Origin of the sequence: Collinsella sp. TF11-5AC (assembly GCF_003436775.1) — a bacterium.
In the GTDB taxonomy this organism is placed as follows: domain Bacteria; phylum Actinomycetota; class Coriobacteriia; order Coriobacteriales; family Coriobacteriaceae; genus Collinsella.
Map to the genome: position 1 here is coordinate 1 of NZ_QSQO01000004.1, position 15,974 is coordinate 15,974.

14 protein-coding genes and 1 pseudogene are annotated in these 15,974 nt (G+C 51.7%); 3 read left to right on the plus strand and 12 right to left on the minus strand.

Going from position 1 to position 15,974, the window contains the following annotated elements; translation table 11 throughout:
* Positions 1 to 193: 193 nt before the first annotated feature.
* From DXD16_RS03045 to DXD16_RS03055, 3 genes and pseudogenes are all read left to right on the plus strand, one after another.
* Positions 194 to 409: pseudogene (locus tag DXD16_RS03045) on the plus strand (transposase); the annotation flags it as partial.
* A 192-nt stretch (positions 410 to 601) separates the two neighbouring features.
* Complete coding sequence (locus tag DXD16_RS03050; protein ID WP_117655070.1) at positions 602 to 1,039, plus strand: hypothetical protein; 438 nt, start codon at positions 602 to 604, stop codon at positions 1,037 to 1,039.
* A gap of 75 nt (positions 1,040 to 1,114) precedes the next feature.
* Positions 1,115 to 1,879, plus strand: a complete 765-nt coding sequence (locus DXD16_RS03055; RefSeq protein ID WP_117655071.1) for a transglutaminase domain-containing protein — start codon at positions 1,115 to 1,117, stop codon at positions 1,877 to 1,879.
* 413 nt (positions 1,880 to 2,292) lie between these two features.
* Here the strand turns inward: DXD16_RS03055 and DXD16_RS03060 are convergent, their stop codons facing one another.
* The 12 genes from DXD16_RS03060 to DXD16_RS03115 are packed head-to-tail and all read right to left on the minus strand — an operon-like array spanning position 2,293 to position 15,955.
* Positions 2,293 to 3,357, minus strand: coding sequence for a Coenzyme F420 hydrogenase/dehydrogenase, beta subunit C-terminal domain (locus DXD16_RS03060; protein WP_117655072.1), 1,065 nt, complete (start codon positions 3,355 to 3,357; stop codon positions 2,293 to 2,295).
* Positions 3,354 to 4,469, minus strand: a complete 1,116-nt coding sequence (locus DXD16_RS03065) for a polysaccharide pyruvyl transferase family protein (protein ID WP_158551520.1) — start codon at positions 4,467 to 4,469, stop codon at positions 3,354 to 3,356. The genes DXD16_RS03060 and DXD16_RS03065 overlap by 4 nt, the downstream gene beginning before the upstream one ends.
* 13 nt (positions 4,470 to 4,482) lie before the next feature.
* Positions 4,483 to 4,986 (minus strand): acyltransferase, encoded by a 504-nt coding sequence (locus tag DXD16_RS03070; RefSeq protein ID WP_117655074.1) that lies wholly within the window; start codon positions 4,984 to 4,986, stop codon positions 4,483 to 4,485.
* On the minus strand, positions 4,983 to 6,248 hold the full coding sequence (locus DXD16_RS03075) for an oligosaccharide flippase family protein (RefSeq protein WP_117655075.1): 1,266 nt from the start codon (positions 6,246 to 6,248) through the stop codon (positions 4,983 to 4,985). The genes DXD16_RS03070 and DXD16_RS03075 overlap by 4 nt, the downstream gene beginning before the upstream one ends.
* Positions 6,248 to 7,444 (minus strand): glycosyltransferase, encoded by a 1,197-nt coding sequence (locus DXD16_RS03080; protein ID WP_117655076.1) that lies wholly within the window; start codon positions 7,442 to 7,444, stop codon positions 6,248 to 6,250. Before DXD16_RS03080 ends, DXD16_RS03075 begins: the two co-directional genes overlap by 1 nt.
* Positions 7,441 to 8,517, minus strand: a complete 1,077-nt coding sequence (locus tag DXD16_RS03085) for an EpsG family protein (RefSeq protein ID WP_117655077.1) — start codon at positions 8,515 to 8,517, stop codon at positions 7,441 to 7,443. Before DXD16_RS03085 ends, DXD16_RS03080 begins: the two co-directional genes overlap by 4 nt.
* A gap of 7 nt (positions 8,518 to 8,524) precedes the next feature.
* Positions 8,525 to 9,616, minus strand: coding sequence for a glycosyltransferase family 1 protein (locus DXD16_RS03090; protein WP_158551524.1), 1,092 nt, complete (start codon positions 9,614 to 9,616; stop codon positions 8,525 to 8,527).
* On the minus strand, positions 9,606 to 10,925 hold the full coding sequence (locus DXD16_RS03095) for a glycosyltransferase family 4 protein (protein ID WP_158551526.1): 1,320 nt from the start codon (positions 10,923 to 10,925) through the stop codon (positions 9,606 to 9,608). The genes DXD16_RS03090 and DXD16_RS03095 overlap by 11 nt, the downstream gene beginning before the upstream one ends.
* Positions 10,926 to 10,947: 22 nt before the next feature.
* Complete coding sequence (locus DXD16_RS03100) at positions 10,948 to 11,877, minus strand: GDP-mannose 4,6-dehydratase (protein ID WP_117655080.1); 930 nt, start codon at positions 11,875 to 11,877, stop codon at positions 10,948 to 10,950.
* Entirely contained in the window at positions 11,877 to 12,917 is a 1,041-nt protein-coding gene (gene gmd, locus DXD16_RS03105; RefSeq protein WP_117655081.1) for a GDP-mannose 4,6-dehydratase, read from the minus strand. Before gmd ends, DXD16_RS03100 begins: the two co-directional genes overlap by 1 nt.
* A 24-nt stretch (positions 12,918 to 12,941) precedes the next feature.
* A complete protein-coding gene (locus DXD16_RS03110; protein ID WP_117655082.1) occupies positions 12,942 to 14,291 on the minus strand; it encodes a sugar phosphate nucleotidyltransferase in 1,350 nt (449 codons plus the stop codon).
* A complete protein-coding gene (locus DXD16_RS03115) occupies positions 14,291 to 15,955 on the minus strand; it encodes a phospho-sugar mutase (protein WP_117655083.1) in 1,665 nt (554 codons plus the stop codon). Before DXD16_RS03115 ends, DXD16_RS03110 begins: the two co-directional genes overlap by 1 nt.
* Positions 15,956 to 15,974: the final 19 nt, after the last annotated feature.

Consider the following 15,974-nt stretch of genomic DNA (forward strand, 5'->3'; position numbering starts at 1 on the left):
ACGAACAGCCGATCGTGTCAAATTTGGTCTAACAGAGCCAATAATTTTCGTCAAACGGCAGCCTGAAATCGAGCTGTCGTAATACGTCATGGCGTAGACCAGACTCGGGCCTGATATGATTCTCACGACGAACTTCACCCTCCCCCAAAACCTGATATTGTGACAATCTCAAGCTCAGGGAGCGAGTGTGCTGAGCCGGATCAGGACGAACAACGGGATCGAGCGTATCAACCGCGAGATCAGGAGGAGGACGAGGGTCGTCGGGACCTTCCCGGACGGCAGCTCGGCCCTCATGCTGGTGACGGCGAGGCTGAAGTACGTGGCGGAGCGCGAGTGGGGCAAGAGGAGGTGCCTGAATATGTCGAAGCTGGAGGAGATGGACGAACTGAAGGGAAAGGCGGAGGGCTAGAAGAGGACGGGGTCGAGGACAGCAAAATCAATTTGCAAAAGAATCTTGACGGTACCCTTCCCCAACATTCCCCAGAAAGATCGCTGATGTTGACTGGGGTTCCCGTAAAATAAAACCCCAACTAAATATGTGCGGAGTGCCGGCCTGGAGCTGCCTTCGGACCCTATTGGCTGCTCACCGAGAGGCTCCGCTATGAAACGACCCCTTTACTACCTGCTCTGCGCGATCGCGTGCACGTCCATGGTCGGCGCGACGATGCCTATGGCGGCCATTGCGGAGGCGATTCAGCCTCAAGAAACCGCCGAGCAGCAGACGCAAGCCGACGCCGCCACGAACAGCGACACAAGCAAGGCCGAAGACAACACCAACACAATCGCGGCAGCAGATACCGCAGAGGACAGCACCGCAACATCCACCGGCACCAGTCAGACCGACCCCGCGGACGCCAACGCCACAGACACCGCCACGCCCGACACCGCCGCCGCAACCGGCACGGCCACCACAGCCCCCGCCCCATCCCTCCTCGCCCAGACCAACCCCACGCCCGAGGCCATCTCCGCCACGTCACAAACCGGCTACGCACACTCCGCCACGGCAAGCCAAAACGGCGTCACCTTCACCGTCTCGTGAATCGACGCCCCCGCGGGCACCGCGACGACCTTCCACGTAACCCAGGCCAACGGCTCGTCCCAGGCCAAGGCGCGCATGGACGTGCCCACCTATTGGGACGGCGGCAGCCAGGAAAGCGTCTGCGACCCGTCGCGCCAGGCATGGGCCAGCTACTACAGTCTGGGCACCACGGGCCACGACTTCACCTTTGACTTCACGGCATCGGGCACGTACCGCATCTACTTCTACTTCATGGACAACGACAGATACGACCCCCAAAACGACAAGGGGATCTACTACCTGCGCACCACGGCGGAGGTGACCGTAAACGACGCCGCCCACCCGAGCGTCACGCAGATCGTCAACGACGCCGTGGACCTGTGCAGGCAAGAGACAAACGGCTCGGAATACAACATGGCGCTGTGGCTCCACGACTGGACGCTCGACCAGCTGGAGTACGACCACAGCCTCAACTGGTGCTCGGCCGAAAGCGGCCTCACGCGCCACCAGGGCACCTGCGAGAGCTACCAGCGCATCTACTCCAAGCTCCTTGACGCCGCGGGCATCGCCAACGGCCGCATCACCGGCAACGGCCACACCTGGAACGCCGTAAAGATCGACAGCAAATGGTGCCAGATGGACCTAACCTGGGACGACACCAGCGACAACTGGTACAGAGACCCGGAGCAACGCCTTACCGTTGCGCGTGCGGTCTACTCCGGCTCCCCCGTGCTTCTGCTCGATAAATGTACAGCGGCCCTCGACCCCAAGACCGAGCGAGAAATGCTGGATCGCATGCGAAATCTCGGCCGTACCGTCATCATCGTCACGCATCGTACTGCTGCGATTTCACGGAGGTGAAGGACAGCCTTGTGCTGAAGTCACTAACAACCGCATAGGAGGCCACAGAGACAGATAGTTAGTTGATAGGAAGGCCAGACACAATGTTCAGGCCGAAGCCAGCTGAGACAATGGGCGCAGACACGACACAGCCTAGACCGTCTTCAACGCGCACACCATAAAGGACTAGTACCCGAGGCTTGGTGGCGAAGATTAAACGGATTCGGCCATAGACGGGATTGCAGGCAAGGTCGATACGGACGAGGCAATCATACGGCAACACCACAATCCTGCCATCAGCAAAAGGCACCGAGTCCATGGCGGTCTCAGTGCCTAAGCGTCAAATTAACGGTATCGTTTCGTGCTATTCAGCAGCGCGCAAACGAAGAAATACTCACAGGATATCCAGCCATCCCAAAGTGACCGTATACATATTATCGCCTTAGCGTGTATAGAAAGCGTACAGCCTTCCACGGAAGAAGACGACGAATCCTCGCCGTAACACTCAACCGCGGCTTAAGAAGCACCCCAAATGCCTTATCGTAATCTCCTTCGGCAACTGCTTTCTCTACTTCTTTGGCAAGTTGTTCTTGCTCTTCAGATCGCTTGGTCGGTCCAGCCAGATTGCCATTCCGCGCAATCACATTCTCAACAGTTGAATCAATCCATTCACATTTATCAATGCAATAATCATTGAAAAACTCATTCGCCTCTATCGAATTAATAAGCACTGCTGAGACTCCGCGCTCATCGTAGAAATCCGGATGGCAATCCTCAATTCCCCAAAAGTCACCGACTGTAAAGTCTCCGGCACGCTCTATTCGAGCAAAGGGGCAACTATAGCAACATTTACGATATATAATGCCCTTTGCAAACGCAGAGTAGTAGGGGTCATCGCTTGCCTGCCCAAGCTTCTCATGCCGTTTACCAGATCGGTAGTAGTAGTAGTAGTAGTAGAGCCCCCATCCCATTAGCTTATTTCTAAACTCATAGCCGTGGATGCCGTCATCCGTCCGCTCAATTGCTGAAAGCCAGCTGATGTACGCTTTGAAAATCTCTTGTCCAGGGGTGCCGTGACAAATCAAGTCGACACAGACAAGGGAGCCCGGCAGATTGGTTACATTTCTTTTTTTCAAATAGGACCTCAGCGCCGCAATCTGACAGGGCGTGCCGGAATACAGGACATCCACGCCTCTGCTCAGGTAGTCATAGCATTCTCCATAGGTATCCGCTACATCGCTGCGAACGTATTTCGAACCTTGCAAAGCGCGCAATTCTGAAACGTTCTTTGCACAGACGTGCTCAACCCTACCAGATTTAAGAAGAGCCGCACCAAACACAACTCCCCCCCTGTTGAGCATTGCATGCGCAAGAACGACAAAAGCGCCGCCAGAGGCGGAAGAGGCAATACTCGCGTCATCAGTATTACGAAGCGCGATAACTCGTAATGGCGCATTAAGCAATGAAGCGAACGAGGAGGATTCGGAACGGGTATTCATCGGCCACCAACCCCCGTCAATGAAACGGCCTTCTTAAGAAACTTGTCAGTATCACATCTCGCGGCAGCCAGCTTTTCCGCTACGCCATCATAAACAACGTCTTCTAAAAGCAGACGGTCTCTCGATTCCACAGAAAGCCACCTATCTCGAAGGCCGCATATACCCAAAAGATTGTCAATTCGAGTATTAAAATTGCCTCTGCAATAAACCGCAAAGTTACGTTCCAACATCGTAGAGAATGCAGTCACATGAAAAGAGTCAGTAATGACCATGCTGGCACCCTTAATAAGACCGACAAGCTCCTCGACTTCTGGAATAAAAACAGGGGAACCGCCCTCGCGTACCTGATCATAGCGAAGGCAAACGCGCCTCAACTTAAGTCCACGGCTCCTCGCAAATTCAGAAGCAAAGCCGTCGATCACACGGTCAGGATGCAAGCGATAAAGAAGTACGTAGCCTTCTTCACCGACAAGTTTTTCATCGGCGAAATCGGACCAGAATTCTTTCCCCATTGCAAGTGTTGGATCGAGAACGCGCTGCGCTTTAATCCCAAGGCTCGCGAGCAAGTCAACGGCGCTCTGCTCGCGAACAGAAATCATGTCATAGCGACTGAGCTTGTCAGCTAAATAACTCGCTTCACTATCATCAACGCTCGTATTCCCGATGCTTGCCGCATAAGAAAACTTAGGCTTATCGTTCGGAACGAAGTCGAGATAGTAGGCTGGCAGAATACCCCCATTGAGCGTAGAATTCCAAGTTTGATCGCTACCGGTGCAATAAGCATCCGCAACAGGAAGATCCTCAAGCAGCTCATCATTAGAAAGATATCTCTTGTGTGTCAGACTGATACGACGGTCAAGAAAGCCGTTGAACACTGTTTCCCATCTTTTGACCGTCGGATACAGTATCGGTCGCGCAATAATATTTAGTGGGAAAGAATGATTGTTAGCATGTAGCGACAATAGATTCTCATCAAGATTGTCGGCTCGCCAATAATCGATGACTTCGACCTCACACCCAAGCTGCCTCAGCTTTTCCTGAGTAGCAAATGTCTGAAGTACTGAACCGTAGTTTTTTACAGCATGTAATGTAATAACATCAATTTTAGGCACAATACGCGTCCCTTCAATTTGTACGGATTATCGGAGCGATGTTCAGGTCACGACTCTGCGTCACGATACTGTCAGGGGGAATATCTCTTGCAACGACAACATTTGCCCCCACAACGCAGCCATCTCCAATCGTCACTCCCTTGAGCACAACAACGTTGGTGCCCAGCCAGCAGTTATCCCCAATTTTGATAGAAGCACTTTTGTATCCCTGTTCTGCCAGCCGAGAAAAACCAGAAAAACGGTGATTATGATCGTAGACAGTCACGTTTTCGCCAAATAAACAGTTTCTGCCAATCTCTATCCTTTTCATACAGTTGAGAGAACAACCGTTATTAAAAAAGGTGCCGTCACCAACAACCAACGAACCTTCGGGGCCCAGCCTCAGCCTCATAACGTCACGTGAGGAAACACAGTCCCCGAACTCAACTCGCCCAGGATACTCAAGACTCCAAATAGCAATTCGAATCTTTGTCTGGAGTGAATTCTTTAGATTTCTAAGTCTAATTAATATATTCATTTAGACCCCCTTTTAATGGGATCGCTTCCAAGCAGATTGTATTTACAGACATAAATGGCCCTAAATGCAAGTAAAACAAACTCACAGAAACAACGAAGCGTTGCAACCGCGACAATGCCGAAGGCTCCAATTATATAAAGAGCCCCGAGGCCAAGAAGAAGCAATACGGTTGCAGTCAATGAAGTTCGAGTCATCTCTTCAACATAGCCTGCTGCACCAAGCAGAGGCCAACCAAGAAGAATGACAGGAAAACCAAAGAAGAATAGAGGGGCAAGACAAGCAATAACGTATGAACCCGCCACATAATCAATGCCTCCCAGAAGAAGCATGATCTGGTCAGAAAGGAAGAAGACCACTGCAGCGATAAACAGTGCGACTGGGGTCGCCAGCATCAACATCCTTCTCGCGAGCTTTTGGTCATATTCATTAATCATATGTGGGTAAAGAGCGTTGGTCAGAGGCGTATAGAGCGCGTTTACGGCATTTGCAACAGTCATACCAAGGCTCCAATAAGAAACTACCGCAGAATCGGAAATCCAAAGCCCCACAGCGATTGTCGTCGCAGAAGACATAATGGTCCCTGAAACATTTGACAAGAAATAAAGAGCAGATCCTTTAATGGAAGCCCAAATAGACTGCAGGCTTGGCATTCCGATGACCAGTCCGAAATCTCGTGAAAGTGAGGCAAAAGATAGGACAAGCGCAACAAATGCGGAAATGACATCAAGCAAACCGACAAGCCAAAGGTCATTTGGGCCCTTAACGAGAGCAAACGTGAGTACAGTCGCAAGAAGCTTTGAAATGACATAGCGTGAAGTCAAAATACCAAGTTTTTCATATGCCATAAAAATAAAATCCGGCATGAGAACAGAAAAACAGATGCTCAGATAGCACAGAAAAGTAAACGGAATGTTTTCGCCCATAAGTGGAATAGCGACACACATACCGAAGATGATTGGGAAACCGATGATCTGAAGCACTAGCTTTGAAGCCAGAATGCTACCAATTGTCTTTTCAACGCGTTCCACATCATCTTTAAATCCGGCAACAAGTTTAGCGCCATGAAGGTTAAAGCCAAACTCAAGAAGCAACTGGGCAAAAGACATCACAGCCAAAACATAGGCACGTACAGCATATCCCTCAACACCGAGAACTCTGGTCAAATAGGGCAAAGTTACAAAAGGAAGGATGTACTTTGCAAGTTGCAAGGCATACTGCGCTGCGGAATTTTTCAAGAAGGTTTTTCGATGCTCGTTAACCATTATTCTCCATCTTTGAATTCAGTCCCAAATAAAGAGCCCAGGTAAACCTGAGGATCGTTTTCTCGTCTGACGCGCTTAACTCCGCTCTTGGACCAGGATTCCCATATCACCCGATTAATAATGAGACACTCGTTTAGCACTTTCGTGATGGCTGGCACGGACAAGGGGTTGAATAAGATCCCGTCCTTTCCAATCAGCTCTGGTATGCCTCCTCGATTAGAACCCAAGCAAACAGTACCGCAGGCAAGAGCCTCAAGAACAGTGGTCGGATAGTTCTCGATCCAGAGGGAAGGAGCAATAAGATACTTTGCCTTGACAATTTCCTCCAAAGTTTCCTCGCGAGATAGTTTGCCAAGAACGTTGATTCCGTTCGCATCCTCCAGTAGAGAGGTAAATGTCTCCTCGTAATCCCTCTCAACAGATCCAATAATCCGAAGGCGCCATCCTGCCCGAGCTAAGTCAGAGGATTTCCATGCTTTGATAAGATTCGTACAGCCTTTTCGTTCTGCAACGGCGCCAACATAAACAATGACATCATCGCGTTCACTAAACGACAGACACGACACCTGTGGCGCTTTAAAGGGATTGCGAACGCAGTCCGCAGCGATGTTGTTCGCAGCACAGGTCGTAACCAAGAACTCACTGGGCGACACCAGCCTATCGAATGCATGGCGTCGAGCAGAGTTTATCCTATTCATTAACAATCGCTTTAGCTTATCTTGAAAGTTAAGACAGCATTTATCACCGAAACAATTCTCAGCGCAATAACCCGAGCATACTGATCCATCATCGTGAATGCACCACGACCTTGGACAGACCACACCATAGTCATGCAAAGTCTGCAGGCTAGTAACTGATGGATGCCTAGCACGATATGCACTAATAGCACTGCAAATAGAAAGCATACTGTTAACCGCGTTATGCACATGGATAACCTCAGGCTGAAAATCCTCAATGAGTTGTAGAAGATCACTCCTAAGCGCGCTGTCGCCAAACAGGCGAATACGCAGTTTCCAAGCGCTCCCCCCGTCAATGGGATAGTTATGATGATCTGGGAATTCAGACTTAATGAAATTAGGGTCAAATGTAATTGTTCTTACATCAAAACCAGCATTCAAACAAAGCTGGACTTCATCCCTAAAGACATTTTCGGCACCACCGCATTCATATAGCTCATTAGCGATAAGAAGCCTCATAAGTGACGACCACCATCTTCAATCAAAATACACCTATACTCAGCGACTCCATTACTATCACCGCTAAAATAAGTGTCATAAACCAGGCGCGATCCAAGAATAAGTGACAAAAAGACTGCAAGACCCAGCGATAGCAACTGTGTTTTGCAATACATACACAGGATTGGAATTAAAACGATATAAGCAACGGTGAAATACAAATCAAAACGCTCTGCATTGGGAATTGCAGCTGAACAAGATGCTGAAAAAAGAGCAAAAATTGCGGCGTTTATCAAAACACGATATCTTGAATCAAAATCAGGACTCTTACACTGAAGAAAGAGAGTTATCGATGCAACGAGAAGCGTAACAAAAAATTCAACGTAATAAATACGATTCTTAAAGTAACTGCTAGCGAAATAATCACCGCGACCGAATACGTTCGCAACAGTCTTAAGAAAAGAGGGCGCCACAAACCCAAGCGCAAATAAAATTACGGAAAGAAAGAGAACGGTTACTTGCGAATACTTTCTTCTAAATAAGAAATATAGTGGAAAATAAACAAGCGCAGTGAAGTGCAAGCTGGCCGCAAGTGAAATTAATACAAAGTAACGTGCTGGTTCTCTACTTGCAGCAAAACGAATCGCAAAAGCAACAATCGCAAGAGCAGCTGCTTGTCGAATGCCACTCAACGAAAAGAGCCATACCTGACTTAAAAAAAGCAATAATAACGAAAATGCAACGTTATTAGTCCATTCAAGTATAAACTTATACATAAAATAATGAAAAATCAAAGCCATGATTGCAAAAACCCAGAAAGAGCTTCCGTGAAAGAAGCCCACGAGAAAATTGATTGCAAGATAGCCAGGTTCGAATCTAGAATAATTCCATGAGCGTCCATGAAGCACTGACTGATAACCATAGTCATAGACCCAGAGGTAGTCCGTACCAATGCCATAGCGAAACACAGATACAAGTAATATAGGGAGTACGGGTAGCCATAAAAGAAGATTGTTGCTGCTAGATCTTCTATTACGACAAAAAAGCATAGACAAAAAAATAGATAGAGCAAATGCCCCGCAGTAAACAGGCATAAAGTACCTACCTAACTGAATCAATGTTAATAAGATTCATATACTGTTCGGCAATCGCATCCCAGTTAAAGTCAGGCAAATATCTTTCTGCAATCTCAGAGAGCTTATTTCGATCAACGTCGCCATTGACGACATCGATCATGCGCCCGATTAACGAATCCTCATCTTTTAAATCAAAGAACAGCCCATAATCTCTGGAGATCTCGCGATTGATCGGGATATCACTCAAGATAATAGGAAGCCCAACACTCATGCACTCAATCTGGGCAAATCCAAATCCCTCATAGACAGTCGGGAAAACAAAAGCCGCAGCTTCGTTATAAAGCCTATTCAAATCTGAATCACTTACGTATCCGGTGAAGAGGATATCGTTGCCATATTTTGACTCACGCGCTTTGGCGATGAATTCTTCACCGCCGTAACCGAGACGTCCAGCAAAAACCATTTTGTAGTCTTTCGCAAGCTCATGTTCTTTGAGCTTAAGGAACGCATCGAGAACAAGCCCGACGTTCTTCCGCTTTTCAATCGTACTTACGAACAGAAAGAACTTCTGAGGTGTAAGCAAAGATAGAGTTGCATTTTCATAGGGGTCAGGACAAAAATCTTTATGGATGCCTTCATAGAGACCAAGCCAAGTGTAGGCAATCTTTGATGAGTAGCCCGGAAAGAAATCAGCTATCTCCTTCTTTACCGATTCGGAAATCGTAAGAACAAGATCGGATTTCTTCACGCTATTGCGTATCATCGCTCGATTGTAATAACGATACGCCGTGGGAAGAGTATCGGGATGAAGGAACGAGACCATATCTGGAATGCAGCAAACGACCTTGCAGGGAAGCCTTCTATACGGTATGGCATAATTTGTAAATAAGACAGCATCATACTTTCCGGCAAGCTGATAAAACTCGCCGGAATTAACGTATTTAAGGTAGTCAAATCTATTTGACTTGCGACTGGAACTCGCCGGCTTCCACGAAATTAGATCGACGTCGATATCATCACGCCTCGAAAGCGCCTCATAGAGATACTGGCTGTATTTCCCGATTCCAGTCCCAAGGGAAATCTGCATTCCATCATCAATCAATAGCTTAAGCGACATTTGCATCCCCCTTCGCATCTTCAGAACTCTCAAACCCCAAGTAGCTGAAGTTTTCAAGAGACTTTTGCCAGTCGAATATTTCAATCGCCTTCCGACGAGCAGATGAGGCCAAACGTATAGCAAGGTCCTTATCATCAAGAAGCCTTCGTACCGCAGCGGCTTGTCCCGTAGCGCCATCGGCAACAAAAGCATCAACGCAATCAATAAGGCCAATACCTTCATTACCGATAGCGTTCGTTACTATGGGCACGCCAATTGCCATTGCTTCAAGAATCTTTGTCTTGATTCCGGTTCCGTATGCAATGGGTGCCAAGAAGACACTTGTAGATCGAAGGGCAGCACGAGTATCTTCAACCCTACCTAAAAACCTGATCTGATTGTTACTCTTAAACTCGTCAATAAGGTCTTCGCTGGCAGTTCCGACAACCTCAAGCATCACATCAGGCCCTATAAGCGGAAGCACCTCATCTGCGATATAACGAAGGGAATCCGCATTCGCAGCCGCGCGCATATCACCAAGGAACGAAACAACACCAGGTCGGGGAGAAGGCTCTGGGCCGGACGTGTAGAACGGGCAATCTACGCCCAAAGGAACTGCAATGATATTGCTATTACCTGTTTCAGCAGTCAGTCGCTCCGCCTCAACTGGAGAGACGAGAACAACGTAATCAAATTGTTTGGGAGCATCATGTTCCAGCCTGCGCATGCGAGCAGATTCAGTTCCAAGAACAAACTTCTGAAGCGTGGAATTAGACGCAAGTTTCGCCACCCCGCCCTTAAAGTTGGCAGTGTACTTGCCAGCAACACCGCCAGTTTTATTAAGTGTGTTCAGACTATTAAGTTGCCGTTGGTAACGTACGGAAAACGAATCCTCCATGTACAGCACTTTTTTACAAGGTAGGTCCGAAATGGCATCAATATATGGAGAAAGTCGAGGTAAATCAATGAAAACGTGAGAGGGCTTCAGCTTAACCGTAAGGTCCCTAAGTTGTTTAGCTACTGCTTTGGACTTGAATAGGGCACACTGAATAGGCCCCCCGCAAACACCCTTTGCAAGAGCCGTTGTAAGATTTTTCACAATCGTTTTCTTGTCAGGTTTATTGGCAAGCGCAACACTTGAAATAAAATCGGGGCGCGACAAAACCGACTGCTCGTCTTGGCCTGCTTCCAAGAATGAGAGGACATGGACATCGCAATCGTACTCTGAAACGAGCCCCTTACAATAATTTGTCAAAACAACCTTATGCCCATCGTTGGCAGGCCAAAAAATACGATCCGTAAAGAAAAGGACTTTTTTCCTTTTTGTCATCTTCCTATTTCCAATTATCTCATTAGGCAACAACGAAACCGTCGTACATTTCTCGCAGCGTATCCTCGATCTTCCTTTTTGGTTTCCAGCCCAACTCCTCATTGATTTTTGAATAATCACAGCAAATGCTCGCTGTGTCATTCGGTCGAATAAGAGCGGTATCGATTTCAACCTCAATAGGTTGACGACAAAAGCTTTTGATGGTTTCCAACAAGTCGCACAGAGGTAGCGCACGCCCACTTCCGACGTTATATACCTCACCAGCACGTCCGCTTTCCATAATCAGACGATATGCGCGCACAACATCACGGACATCACTAAAATCTCGCGCCACGCTAATATTTCCCACAGTCACCCTGCCGGGTTTAGCTGATTTCTCGATTTCGGCAGCCTGTCTACACCAGCTTGGGAGAACAAACGCCGGGTTTTGCCCAGGGCCAGTATGGTTAAATGAACGCGTGAGACAAACCCCGAGACCAAATTCTTTTGCATAGAGTGCAGCAAAACATTCCTGGGTAGCTTTGGATATTCCGTAAGGATTATTGGCAATCGTAGAATCGCTCTCACAAAGTGGTCCGTCTTTGGGCGCGTACTCCTCCGATGATCCGACAAGCAGCACACGCACACTAGTTTCCTGAGCGCGCGCCGCCTCCATGATATTCAGAGCACCTTCAACGTTTATACGCATTGTAAGCGCAGGGGCTCTCCAGCTCTGCCCCACAGAACTTATAGCAGCGAGGTTTACGATGTAGTCGGCGTTAGACTCGGATACGAGGGACAAAACGCCTCTCGCATCCGAAAGGTCACAGGGATAATATGCAGAAACTTCCGAAATTATACATTTTTCATGCAAATCAGAGCCTATGACCTTATAGCCCGCAGAAACAAGTTCGTGAACAAGAAAAGTGCCCACAAACCCGTTAACGCCGAAGATGAGAACGCGCCTCCCCATTAGGCCAGCTTCGCTTCTCGCTCGGCGATCTCAAGATCGTGCTCTACCATGATGCGACAAAGCTCCTCGCAGCTGGTCTTTTGGGGGTCCCAACCAAGGACCGTCTTTGCCTTAATAGGATCGCCCCACAGGTTGACGACATCGGTCGGGCGATAGAAGTCGGGATTGACACAGACGAGCATCTTGCCGCTCGCCTTGTCATAGCCCTTCTCCTCCAAGCCCTCGCCCTCCCAGCGGAGGTCGATGCCGGCGTGCTTAAAGGACCACTCCGTGAACTCGCGCACGGAGTGCTGCACACCCGTGGCAATAACGTAGTCATCGGGCTCATCCTGCTGCATGATGAGCCACATGCACTCCACGTAGTCCTTCGCATATCCCCAATCGCGGAGGGAGTCTAGGTTGCCGAGCTCAAGATGGTCCTGGAGTCCCTTGGCGATACGGGCGGCCGCTAGAGTAATTTTGCGTGTTACGAAGTTCTCGCCACGGCGCTCGGACTCGTGATTGAAGAGGATTCCGTTGACCGCAAACATGCCGTAGGCCTCGCGGTACTCCTTCATCATCCAAAAGCCGTACTGCTTGGCGACCGCATACGGGCTGTACGGATGGAAAGGGGTGTTCTCGTTCTGGGGAACCTCTTCGACCTTACCATACAGCTCGCTCGTCGAAGCTTGGTAAATCCTGCAGGACTGATCCATGCCCAGCATATGGACAGCTTCAAGGATGCGCAGCACGCCCAATGCGTCGCAGTCACCGGTGTACTCGGCCGCGTCAAATGAAACACCAACATGGGACTGGGCGGCGAGGTTATAAATCTCGTCAGGACGAACTTCGCCCACAATTCGAATAATGGAGCTAGAGTCCGTTAAGTCACCATCATGAAGGATGATGGAGCCTTCTGATAGCAGATGATCAATCCTGTTCGTGGTGTGAACCGAGGAGCGACGGACAATTCCGTGCACCTCATAGCCCTTGTCCAAAAGCAACTCGGCAAGATAGCTGCCATCTTGACCAGTAATGCCAGTGATAAGTGCCTTCTTCATCTCAAAATCCCTTTCAACTGTGAACTAATTCCAAAAAGCGCCTAAACGCTCAATGTCCTCTTTAACAAGCGTCTCGCCGTGCTGGACCTCGATTACATGCAGGTCCCCACAAAGTGCCCGCGCAGAATGCGGCGTGGTCGCGGGAATCTGAACGACGGAGCCCGCGCGCACCTGCTGCACCAGACCGTCCAACACAACCTCGCCAGTGCCGGAGATGACTGTCCAGACCTCTCCGCGGTTCATATGGCGCTGGTAGTCGAGCTGGCCACCCTCACGGATGATCAGCTCCTTGGTCAGTGCCTTGGCCCCGTCGGGGAAGACACTGCTGTCAATGACGCGGTACTCGCCCCAGGAGCGCTGCTCGTACATGGGGCGGCTCTCCGCGACGGCGTTGACCTCAGACTTGATGTTGGCCGACGCCTCCTTGCCGGAGACGAGAATGCCGTCGGGCGTCGCTACGACAACCGAATCGGAGATGCCTGCGACGACCATCGGAAAACCGGTCTCATTGATAACGTGAACGTTCTTGCACGTCTTAGAATCGACCACGACGCGGCCGGAGGTGTACTCCGCCATCTCGTCGGTTAGCGTGTTCCAGGTGCCCAGGTCCTTCCACTCGCCCGCGTAGGAGACCGCGCCGATGGACGACGCCCTCTCCACGACCTCGTAGTCGAAGGAGTTCTTGGGCAGCTCCGCATAGCGGGAGCGGAACTCATCGAAGATGCCGCAGGACAGGTACCTGGCGGTGAGGCCGGTGAGCCAGCCGAGCCTGAACGCGAACACGCCGCAGTTCCAGAGGGCCCCTTGGGAGATGAGTTCCCGTGCGGTCCCCTCGTCGGGCTTCTCGGTGAAGCGCTCGACTCGGCGGGGCCAGCCCTCACCCGTCGCAGGCACGATGTAGCCGTACTTGCCGCTGGGGTAGGTGGGCTCCACGCCCATGAGGACGAGCTCGGCGAAATCCGACTGGACGGCCTCGTCGAGCTTGACGACGCTGTCGTAGTACGCCTGGTCCGCGTAGCTGTCGATGGGCATGACGATGACGGTGTCGCCCTCGCCGGCACCCTGCTCGAGCGCGAGATGCGCACACGCGAGCATGATGGCCGGGGCGGTGTCGCGGCGCTCAGGCTCGAGCACCAGCGCGTAGCCGCCCTCCACCTGGCGGCGGATGGACTCCTCCTGGCTCGCGCAGGTGGCGATGGTTATATCGATGTCGGCGTCGACGGCGCCGATCTGTCCGAAGACGCGCTGGACCATGGAGACGTGGTTGCCGTCCGCATCGCGCAGAACCTTGAGGAACTGCTTGGAGCGGGTGCTGTTGGAGAGCGGCCACAGGCGCGTGCCCGAGCCGCCGGAGAGCAGGACGAGGTGGATCATTATCGGGTTCCTCCCAAGATTGACTTGGCGTCCGCGACCAGCGCGGCGAGCTTGGCCTCGGACTCGGAGCGGTCGGCGCCCTTCGCGAACACGTAGGCCTTGGCCTTGGGCTCGGTGCCGCTGGGACGGAACAGGACGCGCGAGCCGTCGGCGAGCCTGAACTCGAGGACGTCCGCCTCGGGAAGGCGCTGGGGCTCGTCGGACGGGTTGACGACGGGCATCGGCGCGCCCTGGGCGTAGTCGATGCGCTCCGCGACGGCGGTGGCGCCGATCTGCGCCGGAGCGTGATCTCGAAGACCGGACATCATCGCGGACATGTCGGACGCGCCCTCGGGTCCCTCGTATGCCTGACCGAGCAGAGCGCTCGACCAGTAGCCGTATTCCTCATAGAGGCGCTCCATGGCCTCGTAGAGGTCCATCCCCCTCTTCTTCCAGTGGGCAGCGAGCTCGCAGATGAGCATGGAGGCGACCACGGCGTCCTTATCGCGCACGGAGGTGCCCGCGAGATAACCGTAGGACTCCTCGAAGCCCATGAGGAAGTCGTCCTCGCGCCCCTCGGACTCCAGCACGCCGACCTGCTCGCCGATGAACTTGAAGCCGGTGAGCGTGCGGCGCAGCTCGAGGCCGCGGGCACGCGCGACGTCGTCTGCCATGGGCGCGGAGACGATGGTGGTGCAGGCGACCTCGCGACCCATGTCCGCATCGGACCCGTCCGCCTTGGAGGCGAGGAAGTCGAGCAGGAGCAAGCCCACCTCGTTGCCGGTGAGCAGCCTGTATTCCCCGGCATGCGGAACGGCGATGCCGACGCGGTCGGTATCCGGGTCGGTCGCCAGGAGCAGGTCGGGCTTCACCCTGTCGCAGTACTCAAGCCCGAGTTTCAGCGCCTCGCGCACCTCGGGGTTGGGATACGAGCAGGTCGTGAAGTCGCCGTCGTGCACGCACTGCTCGTCGACGGTCACAACATCGGCCACGCCGATTCCCTCGAGCACTCGGGACACGCACTCCAGGCCGACGCCGTGGAGCGGGGTGTAGACGATGCGGAGCGCCGAGCAGTCCTCGCCCGTGGAGACCTCGAGCGTCTCCTCTATGTAACGGTCAAGAACTCTCTCGGGAACCCACTGCACCAGCCCCTCATCCAGAGCTCTATCGAACGCCATCGCTTTTACGCCATCGAAGCAGTCGACGGGGTCGATGGCCGCCTGGATGGCCTCCGCCGCCTCGACGGTAATCTGGCAGCCGTCGGCGCCGTAGACCTTATAGCCGTTGTATGCCGCGGGGTTGTGCGAAGCGGTGATGTTGACGCCGGCCGAGCAATTCAACTCGCGGACGGCGAAACTCAATGCGGGCGTGGGCTCGACGCGCTCAAACAGATAGGATTTAATGCCGTTGCCTGCGAGCACCTCAGCCACCCGACGCACAAACTCCTCGGAACCGTGACGCGTATCCCGGCAAAGCGCAACAGACGGCCTATCAAAAGAGTTATTCAAGTAATCGGCAAGACCTTGCGTGGCCTTACCGACGGTATAGACATTAAGCCGGTTGGGACCGAGTCCGAGCTTGCCGCGTAGGCCGCCGGTGCCGAAAGACAACTCGCGAAAGAAAGAGTCCTTAATGTCGTTTTCGGATAGACCCTGCAAGTCTTCACAATGATTGCAGCATTCCATCCATCGCTGATACTTTTCG

Bases quoted from the DNA above. Each gene is read 5' to 3' on its own strand.
- DXD16_RS03110 (WP_117655082.1), bottom strand. From the start codon at position 14,291: ATGATCCACCTCGTCCTGCTCTCCGGCGGCTCGGGCACGCGCCTGTGG.
- DXD16_RS03090 (WP_158551524.1), bottom strand. From the start codon at position 9,616: ATGTCGCTTAAGCTATTGATTGATGATGGAATGCAGATTTCCCTTGGG.
- DXD16_RS03055 (WP_117655071.1), top strand. From the start codon at position 1,115: ATGGACGTGCCCACCTATTGGGACGGCGGCAGCCAGGAAAGCGTCTGC.
- DXD16_RS03075 (WP_117655075.1), bottom strand. From the start codon at position 6,248: ATGGTTAACGAGCATCGAAAAACCTTCTTGAAAAATTCCGCAGCGCAG.
- DXD16_RS03085 (WP_117655077.1), bottom strand. From the start codon at position 8,517: ATGCCTGTTTACTGCGGGGCATTTGCTCTATCTATTTTTTTGTCTATG.
- DXD16_RS03100 (WP_117655080.1), bottom strand. From the start codon at position 11,877: ATGGGGAGGCGCGTTCTCATCTTCGGCGTTAACGGGTTTGTGGGCACT.
- DXD16_RS03070 (WP_117655074.1), bottom strand. From the start codon at position 4,986: ATGAATATATTAATTAGACTTAGAAATCTAAAGAATTCACTCCAGACA.
- DXD16_RS03080 (WP_117655076.1), bottom strand. From the start codon at position 7,444: ATGAGGCTTCTTATCGCTAATGAGCTATATGAATGCGGTGGTGCCGAA.
- DXD16_RS03115 (WP_117655083.1), bottom strand. From the start codon at position 15,955: ATGGAATGCTGCAATCATTGTGAAGACTTGCAGGGTCTATCCGAAAAC.
- DXD16_RS03050 (WP_117655070.1), top strand. From the start codon at position 602: ATGAAACGACCCCTTTACTACCTGCTCTGCGCGATCGCGTGCACGTCC.
- DXD16_RS03095 (WP_158551526.1), bottom strand. From the start codon at position 10,925: ATGACAAAAAGGAAAAAAGTCCTTTTCTTTACGGATCGTATTTTTTGG.
- DXD16_RS03060 (WP_117655072.1), bottom strand. From the start codon at position 3,357: ATGAATACCCGTTCCGAATCCTCCTCGTTCGCTTCATTGCTTAATGCG.
- gmd (WP_117655081.1), bottom strand. From the start codon at position 12,917: ATGAAGAAGGCACTTATCACTGGCATTACTGGTCAAGATGGCAGCTAT.